The organism is Streptomyces sp. NPDC058246, from assembly GCF_042881985.1.
Taxonomy (GTDB): domain Bacteria; phylum Actinomycetota; class Actinomycetes; order Streptomycetales; family Streptomycetaceae; genus Streptomyces.
Genome location: NZ_JBHVWZ010000027.1, coordinates 1 through 24794, shown reverse-complemented (window position 1 = coordinate 24794; position 24794 = coordinate 1). Strand labels below are relative to the sequence as shown.

Below are 24794 nucleotides of genomic sequence, written 5' to 3'. Positions count from 1 at the left end.
TACTCAGCCCGGGCCGCCCGGCACAGCCCCAACGGACACAGCGGTCACACCTGTGCCCGCGAGGTTATCCACAGCGGTTGACACCTTACGGCGCTCGACCGACCATGGATTCGAGCGGACCGAACGATCGGTCGGTCGGGAGTGAGAGGTCGAGGGGGACCGCATGGCGACAGCAGCAGCGCACCACACGGCCCGCGCGGACGCGGACGGACCGGCGGACGAAGCGGCACGCACCGCGGCGTACGAGGCCGTTTTCGACGCGGCGGTGGCGGCCGACGAGCGCATCGAGCCCCGCGACTGGATGCCGGACGCCTACCGCTCCACCTTGGTCCGGCAGATCGCGCAGCACGCCCACTCCGAGATCATCGGCATGCAGCCGGAGGCGAACTGGATCACGCGTGCGCCCTCGCTGCGCCGCAAGGCGATCCTGATGGCGAAGGTCCAGGACGAGGCCGGGCACGGGCTGTATCTGTACAGCGCGGCAGAGACCCTCGGCACCGGCCGCGACGAGCTGCTCGACAAGCTGCACAGCGGCCGGCAGAAGTACTCGTCGATCTTCAACTACCCGACGCTGACCTGGGCGGACGTCGGCGCCATCGGCTGGCTGGTGGACGGCGCCGCGATCACCAACCAGGTCCCCCTGTGCCGCTGCTCGTACGGGCCGTACGCGCGCGCGATGGTCCGCGTCTGCAAGGAGGAGTCCTTCCACCAGCGCCAGGGGTACGAGCTGCTGCTGGCCCTCAGCCGTGGCACACCCGAGCAGCACGCGATGGCGCAGGACGCGGTGAACCGCTGGTGGTGGCCCTCCCTGATGATGTTCGGCCCGCCCGACGACGAGTCCTCGCACTCCGCGCAGTCGATGGCGTGGAAGATCAAGCGCCATTCGAACGACGAGCTGCGCCAGCGCTTCGTAGACATCTGCGTCCCCCAGGCCGAGTCGCTGGACCTGACCCTGCCGGACCCGGACCTGGTGTGGAACGAGGAGCGGGGGCACCACGACTTCGGCCCGATCGACTGGACGGAGTTCTGGGAGGTCCTCAAGGGCAACGGCCCGTGCAACGAAGAACGCATCACCCAGCGCAAGCGCGCCCACGACGAGGGCGCATGGGTCCGGGAGGCGGCCGCGGCGTACGCGGACAAGCACGCCGGCCGGGCGAACGGGGCCGCGGCGGAGATACACCAGCACACCGTCCGGACGGACGGAGCCCCCGCGGACACCGACAAGCACACCGGCGGGTCGAGCGGAGCCGCCGCGGACGAGCACAGCACCGGCACGGCGGACGAGAGCAGGAAGGCGCGCGCATGACGACCAACGACTGGCCCCTGTGGGAGGTCTTCGTGCGCTCACGCCGCGGCCTCTCCCACACCCACGCCGGCAGCCTGCACGCGCCGGACGCGGAGTTCGCCCTGCGCAACGCGCGCGATCTGTACACGCGCCGCGGCGAGGGCGTCTCGATCTGGGTCGTCCCGTCCGCCGCCGTCACGGCCTCCTCGCCCGACGAGAAGGACCCCTTCTTCGAGCCGGCCGCGGACAAGCCGTACCGACACCCGACGTTCTACGAGATCCCGGAAGGGGTGAAGCACCTGTGACGGTCTCCGTGAACACCGCGGCCGCCCTGGCCCTCGGCGACGACGCCCTGGTGCTCTCGCACCGCCTGGGAGAGTGGGCGGGCCACGCGCCCGTCCTCGAAGAGGAAGTCGCCCTGGCCAACATCGCGCTGGACCTGCTGGGCCAGGCCCGGGTGCTGCTGTCCCTGGCCGGTGACGAGGACGAGCTGGCCTATCTGCGTGAGGAGCGCTCCTTCCGCAACCTCCAGCTCGTCGAGCAGCCGAACGGCGACTTCGCGCACACCATCGCCCGCCAGCTCTACTTCTCCACCTACCAGCGGCTCCTGTACACGCAACTGGCCGCCGAGGACGGGGAGTTCGCCCCGCTCGCGGCGAAGGCCGTCAAGGAAGTGGTCTACCACCAGGACCACGCCGAGCAGTGGACGCTGCGGCTCGGCGACGGCACGGACGTCAGCCATGAACGGATGCGGCAGGCCTGCGAGGCCTTGTGGCGGTTCACGGGCGAGATGTTCCAGCCGGTCGAGGGCGTGCACGTCGACTGGGAGCGGATGCGGACCGACTGGCTGGAGTCCGTGGGAGACGTGCTGCGCCGGGCCACCCTGGAGGTCCCCGAGGGTCCGCAGTCGGGGGCCTGGGCCGCGGGCGCCGGGCGCCAGGGACTGCACACCGAATCCTTCGGACGGATGCTCGCCGAGATGCAGCATCTGCACCGCAGCCACCCGGGGGCGTCATGGTGACGACCACCGCCCTCGAAGAGGAACTGCGCAGGCTCGCCGGGTCCGTGCCGGACCCCGAGCTGCCCGTGCTGACGCTGGAGGAGCTCGGGGTACTGCGCGCCGTGCATGTCCGAGGCGCGGACACGGTCGAGGTCGAGCTGACCCCGACGTACACCGGCTGCCCGGCCATCGAGGCGATGTCCGTCGACATCGAGCGGGTGCTGCACGAGCACGGCATGCGGGAGGTGTCCGTCCGTACGGTGCTCAGCCCGGCCTGGTCGACGGACGACATCTCGGACGAAGGGCGGCGCAAGCTGCGGGAGTTCGGGATAGCGCCGCCGCGCGGCGGGCGTACGGCAGGTCCGGTGACGGTCACGCTGGGGCCCACCCGGACGGCCCCCGGACCCGGCGGATCCGTCGGACTCGTTGACGCCGTGGAGCCGGAGTGGGAGCCCGTGTGCTGCCCGCACTGCGGGTCGGCCGACACCGAGCTGCTCAGCCGTTTCTCCTCCACCGCCTGCAAGGCGCTGCGCCGCTGCCTGTCCTGCCGTGAACCGTTCGACCACTTCAAGGAGTTGTGATGGCCCGCTTCCACCCGCTCCCGGTGGCCGAGGTCGAGCGGCTCACCGACGACTCCGTCGCCCTGACCTTCGCGGTGCCGCCCGCCCTGCGCGAGGAGTACCGGCACGCGCCCGGCCAGCATCTGGCGCTGCGCCGCACGGCCGACGGCACGGAGATCCGCCGTACGTACTCGATCTGCTCACCGGCACCCGCACCCGGCGACGCGGGGCCGCGAACGCTCCGGGTCGGTGTGCGCCTGGTCGACGGCGGCGCGTTCTCGACGTACGCGCTCAAGGAGATCGCGGTCGGCGACGAGGTGGAGGTGATGACGCCGGCAGGACGGTTCACCCTCGAACCCGCCTCCGGGCTGTACGCCGCCGTGGTGGGCGGCAGCGGGATCACCCCGGTGCTGTCGATCGTCTCGACGCTGCTGGCGCGGGAGCCGGGGGCGAGGTTCTGCCTGATACGCAGCGACCGGACCGCGGCCTCGACGATGTTCCTGGAGGAGGTCGCCGACCTCAAGGACCGTTTTCCCGAGCGGTTCCAGCTGGTCACGGTGCTCTCCCGGGAGGAGCAGCAGGCCGGTCTGCCCACCGGGCGGCTCGACCAGGAGCGGCTCACCGCGCTGCTTCCCGCGCTGCTGCCCGTGGACCGGGTGGCGGGGTGGTTCCTGTGCGGGCCGTTCGGGCTGGTGCAGGGCGCCGAGCGGGCGCTGCGCGGGCTCGGTGTGGCACGGACCCGTATCCACGAGGAGATCTTCCACGTGGACGACGGGGCCGGGCACGCTCCCGCCGTGGCCACTCCCTCGCACAGCACGGTGACCGCCCGGCTCGACGGCCGCGGCGGGACCTGGCCCGTCCAGGACGGCGAGTCGCTCCTGGAGGCCGTGCTGCGCAACCGGCCGGACGCGCCGTACGCCTGCAAGGGCGGGGTGTGCGGGACCTGTCGCGCCTTCCTCGTCTCGGGCGAGGTGCGGATGGACCGCAACTTCGCGCTGGAACCTGAGGAGACGGAGGCGGGTTACGTGCTGGCCTGCCAGTCGCATCCGGCCACGGAGAAGGTGGAGTTGGACTTCGACCGCTAGCCCGTGGTGACGGCCGTTCCCTTCTCCTAGAACCTGTTCTATCTTGACGCTCCGTCAGATCAGGTCGGGAGTGCCGGGCCGTTGGCCGGTGTGCGCGTGGGAGGACAGCACCGTGGACTTCACCTTCACCGAGGAGCAGCAGGCGGCGGTCGAGGCGGCGAAGGCGGTGTTCGCCGCGGTCGCGCCGGACGGTGTGCCCAGCCCCGCACTCACCGCGGGCGCCGTCGCCGAGGACTTCGACCGGGCGCTGTGGGCGAGGCTCGCCGCCGCGGACCTGCTGAGCCTGCTGCTCGACACGGAGTACGGCGGGGCGGGACTGGACGCGGTCGCGCTGTGTCTGGTGCTGCGCGAGTCGGCCAAGGTGCTGGCGCGGGTGCCGTTGCTGGAGAACACGGCGGCTGCGGTGGCCGTGCAGAGGTACGGCGGTGCGGAGTTGAGGGCGGACCTGCCGGCGCGGGCGGGCCGGGGCGAGCTCGTGCTGACCGTCGCCGCCAACGGCCGCACCGGCCACGACCCGGCCGAACTCGCGGTGACCGCTCGGCAGGACGGTCAGGACAGTGACGTATGGGTGCTGGACGGGGTGCAGACCGCGGTCCCCTGGGCGCACAACGCCGACCTCATCGTCGTCCCCGCGCACACGGACGCCGGCCGGGCGGTCCTCGCTCTCGTCCCCCGCGTCCACGCAGGGGTGGTACTCGCCGAGCAGATCTCCACCACCGGTGAGCGGCTCGGCGAGATGCGTCTGGACTCCGCGCGGATCGCCGCCCGGGATGTCCTTGACGCGGAGGGGGCGTGGGAGTGGCTGCGCGAGCTGTTGGCCACTGGGACGTGCGCGCTGGCGCTCGGGCTCGGGGAGGGCGTGCTCGGGATGACGAGTGCGTACACGAGCAAGCGGGAGCAGTTCGGGTTCCCGGTCGCCACCTTCCAGGCGGTCGCCGTGCAGACCGCCGACCGCTATATCGACCTGCGCGCGATGGAGGCGACGCTGTGGCAGGCCGCGTGGCGGATCAGCACGGGCACGGGCGGTGCGCTTCCGGCGTCCGGGGATGTGGCCGTGGCCAAGATCTGGGCGTCGGAAGGGGTACGACGGGTCGTACAGACCGCGCAGCATCTGCACGGGGGGTTCGGGGCCGACACCGACTATCCGCTGCACCGCTATCACGCCTGGGCCAAGCAGCTGGAGCTGTCACTCGGCCCCGCGGCGGCCCACGAGGAGGCGCTGGGAGACCTGCTCGCGGCCCATCCACTGGGCTGACACCCGGCCCGCCCACCCAGGACTGACGTCGCTGCCCGCCCCCGCCCTGCCCAAGGTGCCACTGGGCTGACGCCCTCGCCGAGCAGCAGAGCGGGCACGGGCAGGGAGTGGTTCCGCACCGGTGCAGGCCCCCAGGCCCCAGTGATCCAGCACCCTGCGGTGGGCGTGCGCCTGGTTTCCGGCCCGGCGGGGCTCCCCCGGTGCAGCGAGGCGCCTGTCCAGCCGGGCTCCCGCGGACTGTCCAGCGAGGTTCCCGCGGCCAGGCGGGGATTCCCGCGCACTGTCCGGCGAGGTTCCCGCCAGGTGGGGATGCCCGACTGTTACACCACGGCGCCCGGCTGCCCGCTGCCGTCGATCACCGGGCGGCCGGCGGCTTCCCAGACCTGCATGCCGCCGTCCACGTTCACGGCGTCGATGCCTTGCTGGACCAGGTACATCGTGACCTGGGCGGAGCGGCCGCCGGAGCGGCAGATCACGTGGACGCGGCCGTCCTGTGGGGCCGCCTCGGTCAACTCGCCGTAGCGGGAGACGAATTCGCTCATGGGGATGTGCAGTGCCCCTTCGGCATGGCCTGCATCCCACTCCTCGTCCTCCCGGACGTCCAGCAGGAAGTCTCCGTCCGCGAGATCGCCGACCCCGACCGTGGGCACACCAGCTCCGAAACTCATGTCTCCGACGCTACCCGACCGCACCGACAGCCCCACCCAGGGAGCCCGGAGAATCCCAGCAGACCATGAGACTCCCAGCGGACCCAGCGGACCCAGAGGATCCCTGCGGGCTCCGAGATCTCAGGAAGCCTGGCCGGTCAGCTCCGCCAGCTCCGCCTCACGCTCGCTCACCTGGGCAAGCAGCTGTTCGGCGATCTCCTCCAGGAGGCGGTCCGGGTCGTCCGGGGCGAGCTTGAGCAGCGCGCCGATGGCGCTCTCCTCCAGTTCGTGGGCGATGAAGGTGAGCATTTCCTTGCGCTGGGCGAGCCACTCGAGACGGGCATAGAGCTCCTCGCTGCGGCTCGGCTTCCACTCCTCCGGGACCGGGCCCGCGGCCCACTCCTCGGAGAGCTCCCGGAGCAGCGCCTCGTCGCCCCGGCCGTACGCGGCGTTCACCCGCGCGATGAACTCGTCGCGCCGCTTGCGCTCGTCCTCGTCCTGCGCCAGATCGGGGTGAGCCTTGCGCACCAGCTCGCGGTAGAGCTTGCGGGCCTCCTCGCTGGGGCGCACACGCTGCGGGGGCCGTACGGGCTGGTCCGTCAGCATCGCGACGGCCTCGGGGAACAGGCCCTCCGAGTCCATCCACCCGTGGAACAGCTCCTCGACCCCCGGCATGGGCATGACCCGGGCCCGTGCCTCGTGCGCCTTGCGGATGTCCTCCGGGTCGCCGGTGCGCTCGGCCCGCGCCTCGGCGATCTGGGCCTCCAGCTCGTCGAGCCGGGAGTACATCGGCCCCAGCTTCTGGTGGTGCAACCGCGAGAAGTTGTCGACCTCGACCCGGAAGGTCTCCACGGCGATCTCGAACTCGATCAACGCCTGCTCGGCCGCCCGCACCGCCCGCTCGAGCCGGTCCTCGGGCCGGGGCGCGCCCTCGGCCTCAGCGGACCGGGGCTGCTCGTCCTCGGACGCGGCCGGGGAGGACGTCACGCCCTCGGACGCCGCCTGCGACGACTCCGCCGCGTGGGACCCGGCGGACTCGTCCGCCGCGCCCTCCAGGGCACCGGACTGCTCCCGTGCCCCCTCATCGGTGGGCTCGGACTGGCTCTGCTCGGCTTCCGGCGTCGTCACCCGACCAGCGTAGGCCACGGGCCCGTGCGGCTCGGCGCCTTCCCCACCGCCACGGCCACGGCCACCGGACCTGAGCCCACCTGAATCGACCAGGGGCCGCTGAACCCACCTGACCGACCAGGGGCCGCTGGACCCGAACCTCGCCGCGCCGATCAACGGCGAGCTCGTCCGTCACCCCCCGGGCTCCACCGCGTGTCACCCCGGGTTTCCGCCGCATGTCACCTCCCGGGCTCCGCCGCGCGTCACACCCCGGCCTCCGCCGCGATCCGCCCTGCCCGCACCGCCCCCACCAACTCCGCGTGATCCGCCTCCGTACGGTCCGCGTACGCCACGGCGAACGTCGCGACGGCCTCGTCCAGCTCCTCCTTCTTGCCGCAGTAGCCGGCGACCAGGCGCGGGTCGACGCTGTGGGCGTGGGCGCGGGCGAGGAGGGCGCCGGTCATGCGGCCGTAGTCGTCGATCTGGTCGGCGGCGAGGGCGGCGGGGTCGACGCTGCCCTTGCGGTTGCGGAACTGGCGCACCTGGAAGGGGCGGCCCTCCACCGTGGTCCAGCCCAGCAGGATGTCGCTGACGACCTGCATGCGCTTCTGGCCGAGGACCACGCGGCGGCCCTCGTGCGGCACTTCGGGTATCGCGTGGCCGGCGGTCGCCAGGTGGGGGAGGAGCGCCGAGGCACGGGCCTCCTTCACCTGGAGGACGAGGGGTTCGCCGCGGTGGTCAAGCAGGAGCACGACGTACGAGCGGGTGCCCACGCTGCCGGTGCCGACGACGCGGAAGGCGACGTCGTGCACCGCGTACCGGGCGATGAGAGGGAGGCGGTCTTCCGAGAGCGTCGTCAAGTAGTGCTCCAGGGACGCCGCGACCGCTGCCGCCTCCGCGTCGGGTATCCGGCGCAGCACCGGCGACGCGTCCACGAACCGGCGGCCGCCGCCCTCCACCGCCTCCGTCGACTTGGCGGCGAACCGCCCGCTGGTGTTGCCCCGCGCTTTCTCGGAGACCCGCTCCAAGGTGCCGAGCAGGTCGTGGGCGTCGGTGTGGGAGACGAGTTCCTCGTCCGCGATCGCGTTCCACGCGTCGAGCACCGGGAGCTTGGCCAGCAGGCGCATGGTCCGGCGGTACGAGCCCACCGTGTCGTGCGCGGCGGCCCGGCAGGTGTCCTCGTCCGCCCCGGCCTCCCGGCCGGCCAGCACGAGCGAGGTGGCGAGCCGCTTGAGGTCCCACTCCCAGGGGCCGTGCACCGTCTCGTCGAAGTCGTTCAGATCGATGACGAGGCCGCCGCGCGCGTCCCCGTACAGGCCGAAGTTCGCCGCGTGGGCGTCACCGCAGATCTGGGCGCTGATCCCGGTCCTGGGGGTGCGGGCGAGGTCGTACGCCATCAGGCCCGCCGAACCGCGCAGGAAGGCGAAGGGTGTGGCCGCCATCCTGCCGACCCTTATCGGGGTGAGCCCGGGGATCCTGCCTCGGTTGGACTCCTCGACCGCGGTCACGGCGTCCGGCCGGCCCGCGTCGACCGTCAGCTCGGCGTGCGCGCCGCGGGGCACTCGGCCGCGCAGGGCCTTCCCCTCCTCCTTGGGCGAACCCTGCACCGGCCAGGCGGCGAATCCCGGCACCGCGAATCCCCGGGCCCCAAAAGTCCCGGACTCCCGCTGCCCCGTCTGCTCTTCTTGCCCCGGCTGCCCCGGCTGCTCCTCTTGCCCCGGCTGCTCGCCCTGCCCCTCCTGCGCCTGCCGCACCAGACCCGCAGTACCCAGCTCGGCCACTCCGACCGCCTCCCCCGTGCACGAACATCAACTCGTGCCGACCGTACAGCCGGTCGCCGAAACGCGTCAGACCCTGTGGACAACTCCACGGCCGTATCTGTGGACAACTCCACGGCCACGCCGGTGGACAGCATCTGTGGACGACTCCACGGCCATGCCGGTGGGCAGCTCGAGGGTCGGCTATTTCCGAAGTCCCTGCGGGCACGGTCCGCTCTCCGGCAAATGCTGCTCCGCCCAGGCCCCCAGCTCCTTGAGCGCGGGTTCGAGCGCGGCACCCGCGTCCGTCAGGCGGTACGCGACCCGCAGCGGGGGCCCTTCGTCGACCTCGCGGACGACCAGTCCCGCCGCGCCGAGTTCGGTGAGTCGGTCCGAGAGCATCCGTTCGCTGATGCCGGGGATCGCCCTGCGCAGCTCGGCGAAATGGACGGGCCGTTGCATCAGGACGGCCACGACCAGGCCCGTCCAGCGTTTTCCGAGCAGCGTGAACACCCGGGTGATGTCGTCGTCCACCTGCTGGCACGCACTTACGTCGTGGCTTCCCCGTTCCGCCATGGGTCCAGAGTACTGCGCCTCCACAAGGGGATGAAAAAAAGTAAGCAGCTGTGTTATCTATAGTCAAGTACGAAACGGAAGCCCGACTGCCGGCCGGCCTCGCATGCGAGCCGGGATCGGACTCCGCGACCACCCCTTGCTCCCCCTTGCACACGCTCACTTGGAGACCCTCATGGCCACCCTGCTCCACATAGACTCGTCCGTATTTCCGGGCTCCGTCTCCGCCTCCCGCGCGGTCACGGACGCCTTCCGCAAGGCCTGGGAGGAGCAGCACCCGGAGGGCACGGTGATCTACCGCGATCTCGCCGCGAACCCCGTGCCGCACATCACCGCCGACTCCCACAGCGCCGGTTTCGCCGCCCCGGACACCCACACCCCCGAGCAGGCCGCCGCCTTCGCGGAGCGCGTGAAGCTCATCGAGGAGCTGGAGCGGGCGGACGCCATCCTGATCGGCGCGCCCATGTACAACTTCACGATTCCGTCCACCCTCAAGGCCTGGCTGGACAACGTGATCCTCGGCGGCCGCACCGCCATGACCGAGGACTCGAAGATCAAGGGCACCCCGGTCACCGTCGTCGCCAGCCGAGGCGGCTCCTACGCGCCGGGCACCCCGCGTGAGGGCTTCGAGTACGTGCAGAACTACCTGGAGGCGGTGCTGCGCGACGCCCTCGCCCTGGACCTCGAATTCATCGTCCCGGAGCTCACCATGGCGCCGCACAACCCGGCGATGTCCGAGCTGGTCCCGCTCTTCGAGGCCTCCCGCGCCAAGGCCCTCGACGAGGCCGCCGCCAAGGCCAAGGAGCTCGCGGAGCGCGTCGCCGCGTAACCCCTCCGGGACCGGCACGTCGACGGCGACCGCCCCACCCGCGCCGTGTGACCACCCTCACCCCGGGTGATCACACGGCGCACTCGCGCGCCCCGCGTGCCCTGCCCGCCCCGTGCGCCCCGCGTGCCCCGCCCGCCCCGCGCGGCAGAGCGGCAGAGCGGCACAGCGCAACGCCTCAGCGACAACGCCGCGCCCACGCCGCGAAAGCGCACCCACGACTGCCGCCCCGGACTGCCTGACCCTCGTGGCCCGCGCCTGACCCTCCTGCTCCTGGCCAGCGCCTGACCTTCCTGGCCCACGCCTGACTTTCCTGGCCCGCGCCGCCTGACCCTCCTGGCCCGCGCCGGTCGCGTGCCGGGGCACGCTTACCTTCCCTTCCCTTCGCTGCCTTCCGCTGCCTTTCGGTGCCTTTCGCTGCGCTTCACTTTGCCGTGAGCCGCACCGGAAGCCGCTCCAGCCCGCTGACCACGATCGACTCGACCGGCACCGCCGGACCTGTCTGCTCCACGCTCGCCACCGCGTCCAGCAGTTCGTCGAAGAAGACCCGCATCTCGGAACGTGCCAGCATTCCGCCGAGGCAGAAGTGCTCCCCGGCACCCAGGGCGAGGTGGCGGTTGGGACGGCGTGCGATGTCGAAGCGGTCAGGATTCTCGAAGACGCGCTCGTCGCGGTTGGCGGACGGGAGCCACACCGCGACACGCTCACCCTCGTGGATCTGCCGGCCATGGAGTACGACGGGCTCGGTGACCGTGCGCATGACGTGTGTGGCGCTCGATGTCCAGCGCAGCACTTCCTCGACCGCCGAGGGCAACAGCTCGCGGTTCGCGCGCAGTCGCTCCCAGGCGTCCGGATGGTCGAGGAAGGCCTGCATGCCGCTGGAAACCGCCAGGCGTACGTTCTCGGTGCCGCCGACGAGGAGGTTGTCGCAGTTGAGCAGGACGTCCTCCTCGGAGAGGAGCTCACCGTCCACCTCAGCCGTCACCAGCGCGCTGACCAGGTCGTCAGCGGGCTCGACCATGCGCCGGTACATGAGGTCGGTGAAGTACTGCATGATCTGCTGGTGAGCGGACCGACGGGTCTCCGGGTCCCCCGCGGCGAACGCCTTGCTCGCGAGTGAGAACAGCAGTTCCTGCTCACTCGCCGGCACCCCCATGAGGCGGCAGATGACGTACAGGGGGAGCCGCGCCGCGATGTCGGTGACGAAGTCGCACTCCCCGCTCTCCACCGCGCGCGCGACGACGGCGCGCACCGTCTCGCGCATGGCGCCCTCGAGCGCGCGGACCGAACGGGTGGTGAACCAGTCGGCCACGAGCGAGCGCAGCGCCTTGTGCCGGGGCGGGTCGGTGAGCGCCAGGGTGTGGCCGCCGCCCGGATCGGCGCCGTGCGTGACGGGGCGGAGCAGAATGCCCCGGGCCGAGCTGAAGACCCGGGCGTCCCGGGACACGGCGCGAACGTCGTCGTACCTGGTCAGCGACCAGAATCCCGGGTACTGCCCGGGCTCGTGCCAGTGCACCGGGTCGTGGTCGCGCATCCAGCGCCACACGTCGTGCGGACCACCGGTCGCGTGGAACCGGGGATCGAGGAGATGGGTCGTCTCGGATGTCGTCTCAGGAACCGTGAGGGTCACGACCTGGCTCCTTGCGGGAGTGTGCGGACAAGGTCGGCGAATCCCTTGAGGAGGTCACGCGCGAGCACGTGGGATACGGCGTCGGGACGGTAGTTGACCACCAGACGAAGCCTTCCGTCGGCCAGCGGCCAGATCTCCGTCTGGACCTCCAGCGGGATGTCGAGGTACGGCGGGCGCAGGAAGTCGGTCAGGAGACCGTCGAGCGCCAGCGTGGGAACTGCGTTGTCCTGCAGGACGAACAGCGTCTGGAAGAGCGGAGCCCTGTCGCCGCGGGGCGGGTTCACCAGACGTACGACCTCACCGAACGACACGTCCTGGGCGGCGAAGGCCCGGGTCACGGCGCGGTGGGCCGCGGCGACGGCGCCGGGTCCGTCGGCCAGGGCGTCGCCGCGCAGCCGGATGCAGGACATGTCGATGTGGCAGCCGACGGCGTCCTCCAGCCGACTGTCGTGCCGTTGGGCGACGGGGATGCCGACGGCGAAGTCGTCGCCGCCGGTGAGACGGGCCAGCACGCGGCCGTAGCAGGACAGCAGCACGACGAAGCGTGTCACCCCCGCCGCGGTGGCCGCCGTGTCCAGCCGGCCGGTGTCCTCGACGCCGAGGACGACCTCGATGCGGCCCGGCGGCACCCGCCGCGCACTCGCCGGTTCGCCGGGCCACCGTAGCTCCGGGACGTCCCGCAACTCTGCTGCCAGCCAGGCGCGTTGCCGGTCGGTGTCGGCGACCGCCAGTCGGGCCGTGCGCAGCGCGTGGGTCTCGGCGACGGTGGGCGCGGCGGCCCGCAGAGGGGCACGATCCGTGCCGCACAGCGCGTTGTACGCGTCGGCGAGGTCGGCCGCGAGGACCGCTTCCGACCAGCCGTCGAAGGCGATGTGGTGCACGACGCAGCCGAGGACCCAGCCGCGCCCGGACCGCAACGGCACCAGGACGGCCCGCCAGATGTCTCCTTCGGACACTTCCAGGGGTTCGGCGAGCACCTCGCGCAGCGTGGCGACCGCGGTCTCGACGTCCGGCTCCGCGGGCAGCACCTCGAGGACGGGGGCGGGTACGTCGACGGGTCGGGCGACGGGGTCGGGGTCGAGGAGATAGGCGCACCGCAGCACCTGATGACGCCGGTGGACGGTGCCGACCGCCGCTTCGAGGGCGTCCGGGTCCAGCTCACCCTCGATCGACCACAGCACCGGGCAGTGCGCGGACCGGTCGTCCGGGTCGAGAAGGTGGCGGGTGAGGTAGACGGTCTGCATGGGGGTGAGCGGCACATCGCTCCGCGGTGTCGCGGCGTGCGCGGTGGACGGCTGGGAGGCGCGCAGCCACTGGGCGAAGGAGCGCGCGGTCGGGTGCTCGTAGAACGCCGAGACCGGAACGGGACGGCCGAGTTCGCGGGCCAGCTGGGCGCAGACCCGCCCCATGTCCAGTGAGGTCCCGCCGAGCGCCCGGAAATCGTTGCCGAGGGGCACGGCCTCGGTGCGCAGCACCGCGCTGACGGCGCGGACGACCGCGCGGACGAGCGGGTCATCGGCGTCCTGCTCGGCCGGCGCCTGCGCCGCGGCGGAGGCGGGCGCGGGGCCGGGGAGCGGCATCTCCAGCAGTGCGCGCTCGTCCAGCTTGCCGTTGGCAGTCAGCGGGAAGGACGGGACGCTGAGCAAGGCGTCCGGGCACTGGTAACGCACCAGCAGGGGACGCAGTGCGTCCAGGGCGTCCCGCAGCGGGTCCCCGGGCACGGCGGGCACACAGAAGGCCACCAGTCCCCGGGCGGTGCCCGCCTCGTCACGACGGACGACCACCCGGCAGCGTCCGACCGCCGGCAGCAGATGCTCGATCTGGCGCTCGACCTCGGCCGGTTCGATCCGGTGGCCGTGCAGTTTCACCTGCCGGTCCATACGGCCGCGGTAGTGAAGCACCCCGTCGTCGTCCATGTGGCCCAGGTCGCCCGTGCGGTAGACGCGTACCGCCCGCTCCCCGAGCCGCACTTCGGGGAACTTCGCAGCGGTGAGCGCCGGATCCCCCAGGTAGCGCAGGGCGAGTCCGTCCCCCGCGACACAGATCTCCCCGTCGATGATGTGGATGTCGGTGCCGGGGACGGGCCGGCCGACGGGGATGCCGTCGGCGCTGTCGCAGTCGGCCTCGGTGATCCGGTGGGTCGTCACGAACACCGTGCTCTCCACCGGCCCGTAGCCGTTGATCAACGCGATGTCGGGGTGGCGGCGCACGAAGGCCCGTACATGGGGCACGGAGAGCCGTTCGCCGCCGGTCATGATCTGGCGCAGACCTCGGAAGGCGTCCGGGTCCTCGTCCACGATCATGTTGAACAGGCTGCTCGTGAGCCACACCGTGTCGACGCCGTACGCGGACACGCCGTCCCGCAGCACCTGTGCGGTCAGGTACGGCTCGTCCACGACGAGCGAGGTGCCGCCGTTGTAGAGCGCGCCCCACAGTTCGAGTGAGAAGGCGTCCCAGGGCACCGCGGCCGCCAGGGGCAGCACGGTGCCGGGGGAGAACCGGGCGAAGGTGCCGGGGCGCATGAGCCGCGTCGTCGCGACGTGCGGGACGACGACGCCTTTGGGACGGCCGGTGGTACCGGAGGTGAAGAAGACGCACGCCGGTGCCGTGGCGGCCACCTCGACCGGCTGGAAGCCGGTGGACCGCTCGGCCTGCTGGAAGCCAGTGGAACGCTCGGCCTGCTGGAAGCCAGTGGTCCGCTCGGCCGGTTGAAAGCCAGTGGACCGCTCGGCCTGCTGGAAGCCAGTGGTCCGCTCGGCCGGCTGGAAGCCAGTGGACCGCTCGGCCGGCGTCCAGGACCCGGGCTCGGGCACGGCCCAGACCGGTACCCCGATCTCCGGTGGCGCGGTTCCTCGGTCGGTGACGAGCGTGCTCGCCCCGAGTTCCTCGACGGCTTCCCGGAGACGGCGGTCGGGCCACGCCGGGTCCAGCAGGGCGTAGGCGGCACCGGTCTTGAGCACCGCGAGGACCGCGACGACGAGCCGCGCGCTGCGTGGCAGCAGCACGGGCACCAGCGAGCCGGGACCGATGCCCCGGCCCGCCAGTGACGCTGCCCAGGCATCGGCGGTGCGGTCCAGCTCGCGGTAGCCGAGCACATGCTCCCCGTGCACCACGGCGACCGCCGTGGGCCGCTCCTCGGCATGCCGGCGGACCGCCGCGTGCAGAGTCCGCGCACCGGCCGTCCCGGGTCCTGGCTGCCGGGACCGGCCGTCGGAGCGGGTCAAGACCGTGCCCCCGCGGTGACGGCCTCGCGCAGGGCCCTGCCGAAGGCGTCGATCTCCTCCAGGGTGTTGTAGTAGTGCACCGAGGCCCGCACGGCCGTGTCCACGCCGCGCTGCGCCATGTAGAGCGGCGTGTGGTTGCCGACGATCTTCCAGACGTTGATCCCCTGCTCGCCGAGCGCGCGGCGGATCCGGTCGGCCGGCAGACCGGGGTGCCGGAAGGAGACGATGCCCGACTGGACCTCGCCGGGGGCGATCAGTTCGACTCCGGGTGTCCCCGCCACCGTGGCGCGGAGCGCCTGGAAGAGTTCCTTGTGGTCGAACGGAGTTCCCGACTCGTGCAGGGTGAGGGCCGCGTTGAGTCCGGCCACCGCGGCGGTGGTCCGTTCGGCGAGTTCCAGGCCGCGTGCGCTGGTGTCGGTGACGCGGTAGCCGGTGGCCGAGTCGACGTGCGCGACATGCAGGTCGTGGAAGTCGGTCGCCAGCGCCTGACGCAGTTCGGGTGCCACATAGGCGAAACCGGTGCCGCGCGGGCCGCGCAGGAACTTACGGCCGGCGCCGGTGAGCAGCTGGCAGCCGATGCGGGCCACGTCCACGGGGACCTGGCCGATCGACTGGCAGGCGTCCACGGCGTAGAAGCACCGGTACGGGGCGAGGATGCGGCCGATCTCCTCGACGGGATTGACGATGCCGCAGCCGGAGGGGATGTGCGTCACCGATACGAACGCCACCTGGTCGGAGATGTTCGCGGCCATCCAGTCCAGATCGAGGTCGCCGCCGGGAAGGGTGGGGACGACCTCGATCCGGCAGCCGGTCCGGTCCCGGAGGGCGAACAGGGATATGAGGTTGCCCGCGTACTCGTAGGGGGTGACCCAGACCGTGTCCGAGGGGCCGAGCCCGAGCCGGGGCACCACCGCACACCAGGCCCGCGTCGCGCTGTCGAACAGGGCGACGTCCTCGGCCGGGGCGCCCACCACCCGGGCGAGACGCTGGTAGACCTCGCGCTGGAGGACGTCGTCGAAGAACTCCTCGGTCTCGTAACAGCCGGTCGCCGCCTCCCGCTCGATACATGCCGTCATCGCCGCCCGGACGGTCTGCGGCATCAGGCCGGCGCCGGCCGTGTTCAGATGAATCAGCCGGCGTCCCGTACCGTCCATGCCGTTCCGCCTCTCTTCGCTGTGCATCGTTGTTCCACCTGTCCGGTGCTGAGTGATCCGGTGAGTACTAGTAGTCGGCCCCGACGACCCGCTCGGTGCCGTCGGCGAGGTCCGCCAGGGCGGTGAGCACCATGGGCGGGTGCTCGGCCAGGCGGTGCAGCAGATGCAGCCACCAGTTCTCGCCGTAGGTGGCGTAGATCCGGCAGGTGTGGCCGGCGTCCTGGTAGCGGCGGAGCAGCTGGGGCTGGACGCCGTGCAGCATCTCGATCTCGGTGACCCGGGCCAGCAGCCCACTGCTCTCGGCCGCGGCCAGCACGGCCGGATCCTGGGTGGCGAGGCTGAGCCGCACCCCGCGTTCGACCAGCTCTCCGGCGAACCGCAGATAGCGCTCGTCGAGCGCGGGGCCACGGCCGACCGCGACGTCCGGGGGCTCCTGGAAGGCACCCTTGACGAGCCGTACCTTCCGGCCGGGCTGCGCCACCGCGGCCAGGTCGTGCTCGGTCCGGTGGAGGTGGGCCTGGAGGGTGATCCCGACGGTGTCGTACTCGGCCGCGAGTTCGCGGTACACGCCCAGCACCTCGTCGACGGTCGGGAAGCGTTCCATGCTGAGGATCACTTCACAGCCCCGGTCGGCGGCGGCCTCGACGATGCGTGCGGTGTTGCGCAGAGCGAGGTCCCGGGAGACCGCGAGGCCCACGTTGGACAGGTCGAAGCCGACCTGTTCCGGAGCGGGTTCGTAGGCGAGCAGCGACAGGTACTCCTGGACGACCCGCTCGATCTGCGCGCGGTCGGAGTTCTCCTCCCCGACGAACTCGACGGTGCTCCGGTAGCCCTTCGCGCGCAGCGCCGCGAGGCAGGCGAGGAACTCCTCGCGGTCCGCGGCGACGACGTACCGGCGTGCCGAAGGCGACAGCAGATGCTGGAGGAGGGATCCGGGAGCGGTGAAGGCCTTGCGGCACCGGTCGTCCGCGGCCAGGGCGCGCAGCCCCTGGGAGGCGGCGTCGTACAGCGCGCGCTGCGAGGTCTGGGGGTTCATGACGCCACCTTGGTCTTTCGGTCGGTGTCCAGGCCGGCGGGTGCGGACACCGGGGAAGCGGCCGCAAGGAGCATGAGCTGCGCGAACGTCCGGTCGGTCGCCGCGGGATCGCCGCCGCTCTTGCGCCACTCGCGGTACTTGGCCGCGTAGCTGATCACGGTCTCCTTGTCGCGCTTGGAGCGGGGCCGGGTGAAGGCGCCGGCCCACAGACCGTCCCAGGCGGCGTAACCGGGATCGCGCAGCAGGACCCGGTGGGCGCGCCCGAGATTCCAGTACGGAATCCCGGTGTTGAGGTGGTGGACGAGGTGATAGCGGTCGTTGTGACGGCTGATCAGGAAGCGCTCCAGGAAACGCCCGTGACGATTGCGGGTGAGCAGGACCTGCCCGCGCTCGCTCTCGGGCATCGGATAGTGCTCGGACAGTTCGGCGAGCCAGCCGATGGCCACGTTGGTGGTGAACAGCGGCACGAACCAGAAGAGCAGCAGTTCCGGCAGCACCCCGAACCATGCGCAGAGCCCGAAGACGAGGGCCCACTGCGTGAGGAAGACGGCACGCTCGACGCGCAGGGGCACCGTGACGGACACGGTGATCTGCGAGCTGTCGCAGAAGACCCGCTCACGGGCGATGTACCCGATGTAGGCGAAGGTGCGCAGGCCCAGGACGGAGAGGATGACTTCCTTCAGGAAGAAGTGACGGTCGCTGCGGGCGGTGTCGTACAGCCCGCACTCGATGTGAAATCGGTAGTCGGGGTCCGCGTCGGCGTCACCCAGGTTGCGGTGGTGCGATCCCACGTGGGAGCTGCGGTAGGGACCGTGCAGGTGCCATACCAGGTAGCCGGACAGAACCGATCCGCCTATCAGGTTCACGAACTTGTTGCGCGCCAGCACCTTGTGGCTCGACTCGTGCAGGAAGTGCGCGAGAAACCGTTGGACGGAACCGATGACGACCAGCGCCAGCGGATAGAACCAGTAGGAGCCGGCCACGCAGAGCGCCACCGATCCGGCGATCAGCGCGTACTCGAAGAGCACGCCGAGCAACCAGTGGTGGTTGTCGAGACGGCACAGCTCCCGGAGATCCTTTCTCACCGCTGGCTCGAGCCGGTCGAAGTTCAACTGTTCGATTGCGGACATACCAACCCTTCGGTCGTGGTGCGTGATGCGTTCTCGCGACGAGTCGGCAGCGAGAGCGGGCTCAGGGCGCGGGCGTGAAGCCCAGGACGCGCCCGTACAGCTCAAGTTCGGCGTGGAGTGAGGCGACGACGGTCGAGGAGCGCCGAAAGCCATGGCCTTCGCCCTCGAAGGTCAGGTAGCGGTGCTCGGGACCGGACGCGCCGAGCAGGGCGAGCATCCGCTCGGCCTGGGCCGGCGGGCAGACGGTGTCCGCGAGGCCCTGGAGCAGCACGAACGGCGCCCGGATCCGCGTCGCCGCCGCCACGGGCGACTGTTCCTCGTACCGGTCCTTGTCCCTGGGCCAGGGACCGATCAGACCGTCCAGGTAGCGCGACTCGAAGTCATGAGTGCCCCGGGTGCGCCAGCCGACGGCGTCGAGCACCGGGTAGTAGATGCCCGCGGCCCCGTACAGATCCGGCTCGGTGCCGAGGGAAGCCGCCGCTGTCCAGCCGCCCGCACTGCCGCCACGGATGGCGATGCGGTCCGCCGCGGCGAGACCGTCGGCGATCAGGCCGCGGACCGCTGTGGCGCAGTCGCGCACATCGGTGCGGCCCCAGCTCTCGCGCAGCCGCTCACGGTAGGCCCGGCCATAGCCGGTCGACCCGCCGTACTGCACGTCGAGCACTCCGATGCCGCGGCTGGTGAAGTAACTGATCTCCTGGTTGAGCAGCAGATGGCTGCGGCTGGTCGGGCCACCGTGCACGAAGACGATCCATGGGGGCATCTCGCCCTCAGGACCGGTGAGTTCCGGGTGATACGGCGGATACACATGCGCGTGCACCTCCTCGCCGTCCGGCCCTTGGCAGGTACGCCGGTACGGTCTGCTCGCCCAGGCGTCACGTGAGGTGTCGGCCGGTACCCGCAGTACGTCGAGGCTGTGGTCGGCCGGATCGGCCAGCACCACGGTGCGGCGCATGCGCGGCCCGGCGGCGACCGCGGCGATCCGGCGGCCGTCCGTCGCCGGGAAGAACCACTCGGTGGCCGCACCCGGAAGATCCGTCAGCCGGCCGTCCCGGGTGAGGATCCCGAGCCGGCGCTCACCGACCCCGTGCAGCACGGCGAGGGTTCCGTCGCGCAACGGCAGGCACCAGCGCAGGCCGATCCGCCACAGCGCCTCGCCGAACTCCTCGGCGCTCGGGTACACATTGCGGGTACCGCCCTCTGGCAGGATCTCGTGGACGTTCCACCAGCCGTCCGGATCGGTGACCGCGTACAGCGCCCCGGATCCGTCGGTGGCCCACTCGATCTGAGTGACGGCCTCCCGCCCGCCGCCCGCGACCACGGCCGGTTCGGTCAGCGTGCCGTCCGGGCGGATCCGGGCCATCATGACCTCGGTGGTGTCCCAGGGCATCGCGGGGTGGTCCCAGCCGAGCCACACCACCCGGTCCCCGCCGGGCTCGATCCGCGGCCCCGTCATGAAGTGATGTGTTGCCGCCAACTCCCGTACGAGCGAGGGGTCGTCGGCGGCGCTGCCGTCCAGGGGCACCGCCACCAGCCGGCGCACCGCGTCCGTCGCCTCCGGGTCGGTGACCCGCTCGCGCAGGCACCAGACCTCGTCTCCGCGCACCGAGAAGTCGGCGTAGCGCAGCTCGGCCGGCCACGCGCCCGCCGGGGTGAGCGGGACGGGTGTGCCGCCCGGCCGGTGGCGGTAGACGCGCTGGTCGGCGGCGTGGACGAAGACCACGCCGTCCTCGGCGCGCTCGGACAGGGCCTGCCAGGGCCGACCGCCGTATTCGATCACCCGGGTACGCACGTCCCAGTGGCCCGGCAGCGCCTCCTCGGGCCCCTTGGAGGTGTGCCGTACCAGCGCGCCGCGCCCGTTCTCCTCCGGGCGCGCCTCCGTCCACCACACCTCGTCGCCGACGAAGCCGACCCATTCGACGAGGGCCTCGCCACGCGCGACCTCGGCGGCCCCGATGGGCGAGGGCCAGCTGCCGTACGGGGCTGTGCGTCGTTCCCCCGTCATGACGGGGAGCCTTCCCGGTCGCCGGCCGGTTCGGGGTAGCGGATGCGGGGGATGCCCGGGGCTCCGCTCTCCAGCCGGTACCCGCCCACGACGGGGTCGTCGCTCACCCAGAAGTGCCCGTCCAGATCGGTCCAGTCGCACAGTCCCGCGAGCTGGGCGGCGTAGGCGATGGCACGCGGCGGTTCGAGGAAGCAGCCGAGCATCCGGACACCGCCCAGCTCGGCCGCCCGGCCGAAGGCGGCCAGGGCGGGCAGCAAGCCGCCGAAGCGCATCAGCTTGACGTTGACTCCGCCCGCCGTCCGGACCGCCTGCTCCGCGTCCCGCAGGGAGGCGATGCCTTCGTCGAGAACGATCCTGGTGCCGGGCAGGGCGACGCGGATCTCCGCGACCAGCTCCGGCTCCTGGGCCGGATCCTCCAGGACGGCCGGCGCGAGCGCCTCGACCAGGGGTCGCAGCCGCTCCCAACCCGCCCGGTCCCAACCGCGGTTGACGTCCAGGATCAGCGGCCCAGGGGCCCCGGCGAGAGAGCGCAGGACATCCGCGTCGTCCGACCCGCCGAGCTTGATCTTCAAGGGGCGCCCGTCGTCGGGGATCTCCTCACCGATCGGGACCGTGTGCAGCAACTCGATCCGGCCGGGGTCGGGCAGGCCGAGCAACTGCCACACCGGCAGACCGGCCAGCCGGGCGGCGCGGTCGAGGAACGCCATTTCCACGAGCATCCGGGCGGGCGCGCCGGCCCCCGCCTCGGCGGCCTCCGCCAGCCGCCGGGCGAGCCATGTCACCTCGTCCCGGCCGTCCGGGGGAGGGATGTCCGAGGCGAGTGCGCGTGCCAGCCGTTCCGCTTCCGCCGCGATGGCGGGGCCGTCCTGCCCGTAGCCGAGATCGGCGGCGATCTCGCCCTCACCGAGGACTTCCCCGTCGGCGTCCGCCAGCAGCAGACGGACGAGGTCGACCGACCGGATGGTCATGTGGGAGATCTGGAACGGGTGGGTGAGCGGGTGCGCGCGCACGGTGACGGACACCTCGGGGACCGTGTCGTACGAGGCCGGTCCCGGGACGGGTTCGGTGACGAAGCGCACCGAGTCGGCCAGTCGGCGCGCCAGGGAAGCCGCCTCCTCGGCGGTGTCGGCCCCGACCACCACGGCGCCCACCCGGTCCTCACCGCTGCGGTAGGGGGTGATGACGTCGCCAGGGGAAACCAGCAGCTCGGCGTGGAGCACCGCCGGATGTCGGCGCACTTCCTCCCAGCCGTCCACGGCGACCAGCCGGCCGGGCGGCGGCGCGAAGTAGCGGGAGGCCGCGGCGCGCCCCGGGCCGGCGGGCAGCTCGGGAGAACGGCCGAGAGCGTCGTCGTAGACCATCCCGTACAGTTCCAGGCCGGGCAGGGCGTGTGGCAGCATCCGGTGGATCCAGCCGCCGCCGATCCGTGCGTGGACCTCGCCGAGGACAACCCCGTCCCCGGTGAGCCACAGCTCGACGTGGAACAGTCCGCGGCGCAGTCCCAGCACCGTCAGCGCGGCACAGACCTGCTCCTCGATCTCCTTGCGGCTGTCGTCCGCCACGGGTGCGGGCAGGACGTGCCCGATCTCCACGAAGTACGGCGGCGACAGCTTCTGCTTCGCGGTGACGGCGAGCACGTGCGGACGGCCGTCGAGGAAGACGCCCTCCACGCTGAACTCGGCGCCCTCGACGAACTCCTCGACGATGAAGGGTGCCGCCGCGTCCGGCAGATTCGCGAGCGCCGACGGCAGTTCACCGGCTTGGTTCACCTTGCGCACGCCCGCGCTGTCCGCACCGTCGCGCGGCTTGACCACCCAAGGCCCCCTGCTGCGGGCCAGGAAGGCGCGCGCCTCCTTCTCGTCGGCGCAGACCGCGACGGACGGCTGCGGGAACCCGGCTGCGGTGAGCGCGGCACGGCAGGCGTCCTTGGTGCGGACCCGGCGCACGGCTTCCGGCGGATTGCCCGGCAGCCCGAGGGCGGCGGCCGTCTCGGCCACGGCCTGCTGGGCCATTTCCCGCACCCCGAACACGATGTCGAACGGCTGGTCCCGCGCGGCGCGCAGAGCCCAGTCCGCGGTGCCGGCGGCGTCCGTGAAGTCGACGGCGGACACCGCGTCGGCCCGTTCCCCGACCGCCGGGGTGGCGGCCAGGGTGGCTTCCTGATTGACGACGAGGGTGCGCAGACCGCGCCTGCGTGCCTGTTCGAGGGCCTCGACCGCGACGTCGACGCTGAGGGTCATGGCCCCGCCGCCACCGATCAGCAGCAGGTGGGGCTCCTGCCCCGCGAAGGCCCCCGCGGCCGGGCTGGACTCAGCGGCCATGACCGGCCTCCGAGGCGTCGCGCAGCCGGTACACGCGGTCCTTGAGCTGCTGGATACGGGCGTAGTCCCGTTCGAGCGAGGCGGCCGACTCGTGCGCCGTGTGCACGACCAGCGTGGCGGTGTACAGGTCGACGGTCGGGCGGATGCGGCTGCCGGGTGCCAGCTTGGGGGTCAGCACATGGACGGACTCCAGAGCCTCGATCTCCGCGACCACCTCCTGGTCCAGGCCGTCGACGACCCCGTCGAGGTCGGTGGCGGTGAAGACCAGGCTGGCCTCGCGCAGCTTCCGGTACGTGCCACCCGCGTAGTGGTCCAGGAACTCCTGGGGCCGGGCGTAGGCGAGGGCCGTCATGTCGGCCTGGTTGGTGCCCAGGCACAGATCGTGGAACTCGGGCACCACGCCTCCGGTGAGACGGGCGCCGATCTCGACGAGGGCCGGCCCCTGCGGTGTGACGATGACCTCGGCGTGCGTCGGGCCGAAGTCGATGCCGAGCGCGTCGAGCACCTCGTGCATGTACGCGATGATCTCGGGCGCCGGGCTCTGGTCGGGCGGAGTGATGGAGTCCCGGTCGTAGATGCGGTGCGTGCCCCGCAGTTGCTTGCGGTACTGCCAGATGCCGCAGGCGTACCGCTGCCCGGCGTAGGAGACGAAGTCGACCATGTACTCCTCCCCCTGGAGGAATGACTGGACCAGTACCTCGTCGTTGGTCTCGCCGAAGATGTTGCGGGTGCCCAGCACGGCCTCGGCCGCCTTGCGCACGTCCTCGGGGCCGTGGCAGATGGCGACACCGTCGGTCGCGGCGGACGACAGCGGCTTGACGACGACCGGGTACTCACCGCGGTCCTCGGCCCAGGCGACGACGGATTCGGCGCTGTCGCTCTTGAACTGCTCCGCGCAGCGCACCCCGGAGCGGCGGAGGGCTTCGATCATCTCGTACTTGTCCCGGCGGGCCCGGGACAGCGCCGTTCCGTTGGTGGGCAACCCCAGGCGCTCGGACAGTTCGTCGGCGAGCTCGACGCCGGGCTCCTGGCCGGCCACCACGCACAGCGGGTGGTACTCGGCCAGCCGTGCCGCGGTCTCCTCCGGCGTGCCATGGGGCACGACCGCGCGGTAGGCGGTGAGGTCGGGCAGCCGCATGGACGCCATCAGTTCGGGCGTGCTCTGCACATGGACTACGTCCACACCCAGTCGGGCAAAGGCGGGTGGCAAGTGATTGCCAGTCGTGTACGCATCCACGAGGACGGCAACAGGGCGGTTCTCCGGGTTACTCATGTTTCCACCTCGGGCTATGAGCGGTGGTCAGTGGCCGACACGGGCACACGGTTTCCAGCACGAGGCAGAACTTTGCCACGACTGGTTGAATCTTGGCAACACATTTCTGATCACGGGGAACAATCAGGCAACGTCCGGGAGGACGGCAGGGGAAGGGTCCGCCTGCCCACCGCGCCGCGGCGGCCGCTGGGCCGGGTTCCGGCAGCGTGGGCCCACCGGTCGGGCCTGGAGAGTCGAACGAGAAGGGGCGCGGGACGTGTCAGACGGGCCGAGGACCGGCGACGTCAGGGAGGGACACTCCGCGGGCAAGGGTCTTGGCAAGGAGGCCGGCGACGGTGGACAAGCGGACAAGCCCTTGCGGGGGCGCCGACGGACATGGGCCTTGCGCGGGCGGCGGTGGACTAGGCCCGGCCCTTGCGGGGGCGCCGGTGGACAAAGCCCTTGCGGGGGCGCCGGTGGACAAAGCCCTTGCGCGCAGGCGCTGATGGACAAGGCCGTTGCGCGGGCGACGGCGGACACGGCCGTTGCGGGGGCGCCAGCGGACAAGGCCCTTGCGGCGGGGGCGCCGGCTGACAAAGCCCTCGGGCAGGCGCCGGTGGACACGGCCCTCGCGCGGACATCAGCGGACACGGCCGTCGCGGGGGCGCCAGCGGACAAGGCCCTTGCGGCGGGGGCGCCGGCTGACAAAGCCCTCGCACAGGCGCCGGTGGACACGGCCCTCGCGCGCAGCCGACGGCGCACACGGCCCTCGCGCGGGCTACCGGACGCACGCCGAGCGACGACGGTCCGCGCGGCGATGAGGACGGCAAGGGTGGCCCACCACACCGGCGAGGAGCGGGGACCGGGTGGCAACGAGCCGGCCCGGACCGCGCGCAGGCAGGCGGCGGCCCGGCCGGCATGGCGATGCCCCAGGCGGTGCCTGGGGC

General features: G+C 71.9%; 19 protein-coding genes. 7 read left to right on the top strand and 12 right to left on the bottom strand.

The window, feature by feature from the left end; translation table 11 throughout:
• Window positions 1-163: 163 nt before the first annotated feature.
• From paaA to ACFVXA_RS30530, 6 genes are all read left to right on the top strand, one after another.
• Window positions 164-1306 carry a 1,2-phenylacetyl-CoA epoxidase subunit PaaA gene (paaA, locus tag ACFVXA_RS30555; protein ID WP_384400730.1) on the top strand — a complete coding sequence of 381 codons (1143 nt, stop codon included), beginning with the start codon at window positions 164-166 and terminating at the stop codon, window positions 1304-1306.
• The gene (gene paaB, locus ACFVXA_RS30550) at window positions 1303-1590 is read left to right on the top strand and encodes a 1,2-phenylacetyl-CoA epoxidase subunit PaaB (protein ID WP_362022439.1); all 288 of its coding nucleotides are present in this window, start codon (window positions 1303-1305) and stop codon (window positions 1588-1590) included. The genes paaA and paaB overlap by 4 nt, the downstream gene beginning before the upstream one ends.
• Complete coding sequence (paaC, locus tag ACFVXA_RS30545) at window positions 1587-2306, top strand: 1,2-phenylacetyl-CoA epoxidase subunit PaaC (RefSeq protein ID WP_362022442.1); 720 nt, start codon at window positions 1587-1589, stop codon at window positions 2304-2306. The genes paaB and paaC overlap by 4 nt, the downstream gene beginning before the upstream one ends.
• Window positions 2300-2866, top strand: coding sequence for a 1,2-phenylacetyl-CoA epoxidase subunit PaaD (gene paaD, locus ACFVXA_RS30540; RefSeq protein ID WP_384400727.1), 567 nt, complete (start codon window positions 2300-2302; stop codon window positions 2864-2866). The genes paaC and paaD overlap by 7 nt, the downstream gene beginning before the upstream one ends.
• On the top strand, window positions 2866-3930 hold the full coding sequence (locus ACFVXA_RS30535; protein ID WP_384400724.1) for a 2Fe-2S iron-sulfur cluster-binding protein: 1065 nt from the start codon (window positions 2866-2868) through the stop codon (window positions 3928-3930). The genes paaD and ACFVXA_RS30535 overlap by 1 nt, the downstream gene beginning before the upstream one ends.
• A gap of 112 nt (window positions 3931-4042) precedes the next feature.
• Window positions 4043-5185, top strand: coding sequence for an acyl-CoA dehydrogenase family protein (locus tag ACFVXA_RS30530; protein ID WP_384400721.1), 1143 nt, complete (start codon window positions 4043-4045; stop codon window positions 5183-5185).
• Between the two features lie 320 nt (window positions 5186-5505).
• On the opposite strand, the gene ACFVXA_RS30525 is transcribed toward ACFVXA_RS30530, so the two are convergent.
• The 4 genes from ACFVXA_RS30525 to ACFVXA_RS30510 form a co-directional block, all read right to left on the bottom strand.
• On the bottom strand, window positions 5506-5835 hold the full coding sequence (locus tag ACFVXA_RS30525) for a rhodanese-like domain-containing protein (RefSeq protein ID WP_362022517.1): 330 nt from the start codon (window positions 5833-5835) through the stop codon (window positions 5506-5508).
• 138 nt (window positions 5836-5973) lie between these two features.
• Complete coding sequence (locus tag ACFVXA_RS30520; RefSeq protein WP_390027835.1) at window positions 5974-6819, bottom strand: hypothetical protein; 846 nt, start codon at window positions 6817-6819, stop codon at window positions 5974-5976.
• Window positions 6820-7202: 383 nt separating this feature from the next.
• Window positions 7203-8570, bottom strand: a complete 1368-nt coding sequence (locus ACFVXA_RS30515) for a DUF2252 domain-containing protein (RefSeq protein ID WP_383908059.1) — start codon at window positions 8568-8570, stop codon at window positions 7203-7205.
• Window positions 8571-8900: 330 nt separating this feature from the next.
• A complete protein-coding gene (locus ACFVXA_RS30510; RefSeq protein ID WP_362022457.1) occupies window positions 8901-9272 on the bottom strand; it encodes a helix-turn-helix domain-containing protein in 372 nt (123 codons plus the stop codon).
• Between the two features lie 172 nt (window positions 9273-9444).
• Between ACFVXA_RS30510 and ACFVXA_RS30505 the strand changes: the two genes are divergently transcribed.
• Entirely contained in the window at window positions 9445-10098 is a 654-nt protein-coding gene (locus ACFVXA_RS30505; protein WP_362022460.1) for an NAD(P)H-dependent oxidoreductase, read from the top strand.
• Between the two features lie 421 nt (window positions 10099-10519).
• Here the strand turns inward: ACFVXA_RS30505 and ACFVXA_RS30500 are convergent, their stop codons facing one another.
• The 8 genes from ACFVXA_RS30500 to ACFVXA_RS30465 form a co-directional block, all read right to left on the bottom strand.
• Window positions 10520-11725 (bottom strand): cytochrome P450, encoded by a 1206-nt coding sequence (locus ACFVXA_RS30500; protein WP_383744559.1) that lies wholly within the window; start codon window positions 11723-11725, stop codon window positions 10520-10522.
• The gene (locus tag ACFVXA_RS30495) at window positions 11722-14949 is read right to left on the bottom strand and encodes an AMP-binding protein (RefSeq protein WP_390027771.1); all 3228 of its coding nucleotides are present in this window, start codon (window positions 14947-14949) and stop codon (window positions 11722-11724) included. Before ACFVXA_RS30495 ends, ACFVXA_RS30500 begins: the two co-directional genes overlap by 4 nt.
• Window positions 14946-16130, bottom strand: coding sequence for an aminotransferase class V-fold PLP-dependent enzyme (locus ACFVXA_RS30490; RefSeq protein ID WP_390027769.1), 1185 nt, complete (start codon window positions 16128-16130; stop codon window positions 14946-14948). The genes ACFVXA_RS30495 and ACFVXA_RS30490 overlap by 4 nt, the downstream gene beginning before the upstream one ends.
• Before the next feature lie 40 nt (window positions 16131-16170).
• Window positions 16171-17139 (bottom strand): proline dehydrogenase family protein, encoded by a 969-nt coding sequence (locus tag ACFVXA_RS30485; protein ID WP_390027766.1) that lies wholly within the window; start codon window positions 17137-17139, stop codon window positions 16171-16173.
• Entirely contained in the window at window positions 17136-18224 is a 1089-nt protein-coding gene (locus tag ACFVXA_RS30480; protein WP_383907916.1) for a fatty acid desaturase, read from the bottom strand. Before ACFVXA_RS30480 ends, ACFVXA_RS30485 begins: the two co-directional genes overlap by 4 nt.
• 106 nt (window positions 18225-18330) lie before the next feature.
• Window positions 18331-20274, bottom strand: a complete 1944-nt coding sequence (locus tag ACFVXA_RS30475) for a S9 family peptidase (protein WP_390027763.1) — start codon at window positions 20272-20274, stop codon at window positions 18331-18333.
• A complete protein-coding gene (locus ACFVXA_RS30470; protein WP_390027760.1) occupies window positions 20271-22595 on the bottom strand; it encodes an ATP-grasp domain-containing protein in 2325 nt (774 codons plus the stop codon). Before ACFVXA_RS30470 ends, ACFVXA_RS30475 begins: the two co-directional genes overlap by 4 nt.
• Window positions 22585-23868, bottom strand: coding sequence for an ATP-grasp domain-containing protein (locus ACFVXA_RS30465; RefSeq protein WP_383744574.1), 1284 nt, complete (start codon window positions 23866-23868; stop codon window positions 22585-22587). Before ACFVXA_RS30465 ends, ACFVXA_RS30470 begins: the two co-directional genes overlap by 11 nt.
• Between the last annotated feature and the right edge of the window lie 926 nt (window positions 23869-24794).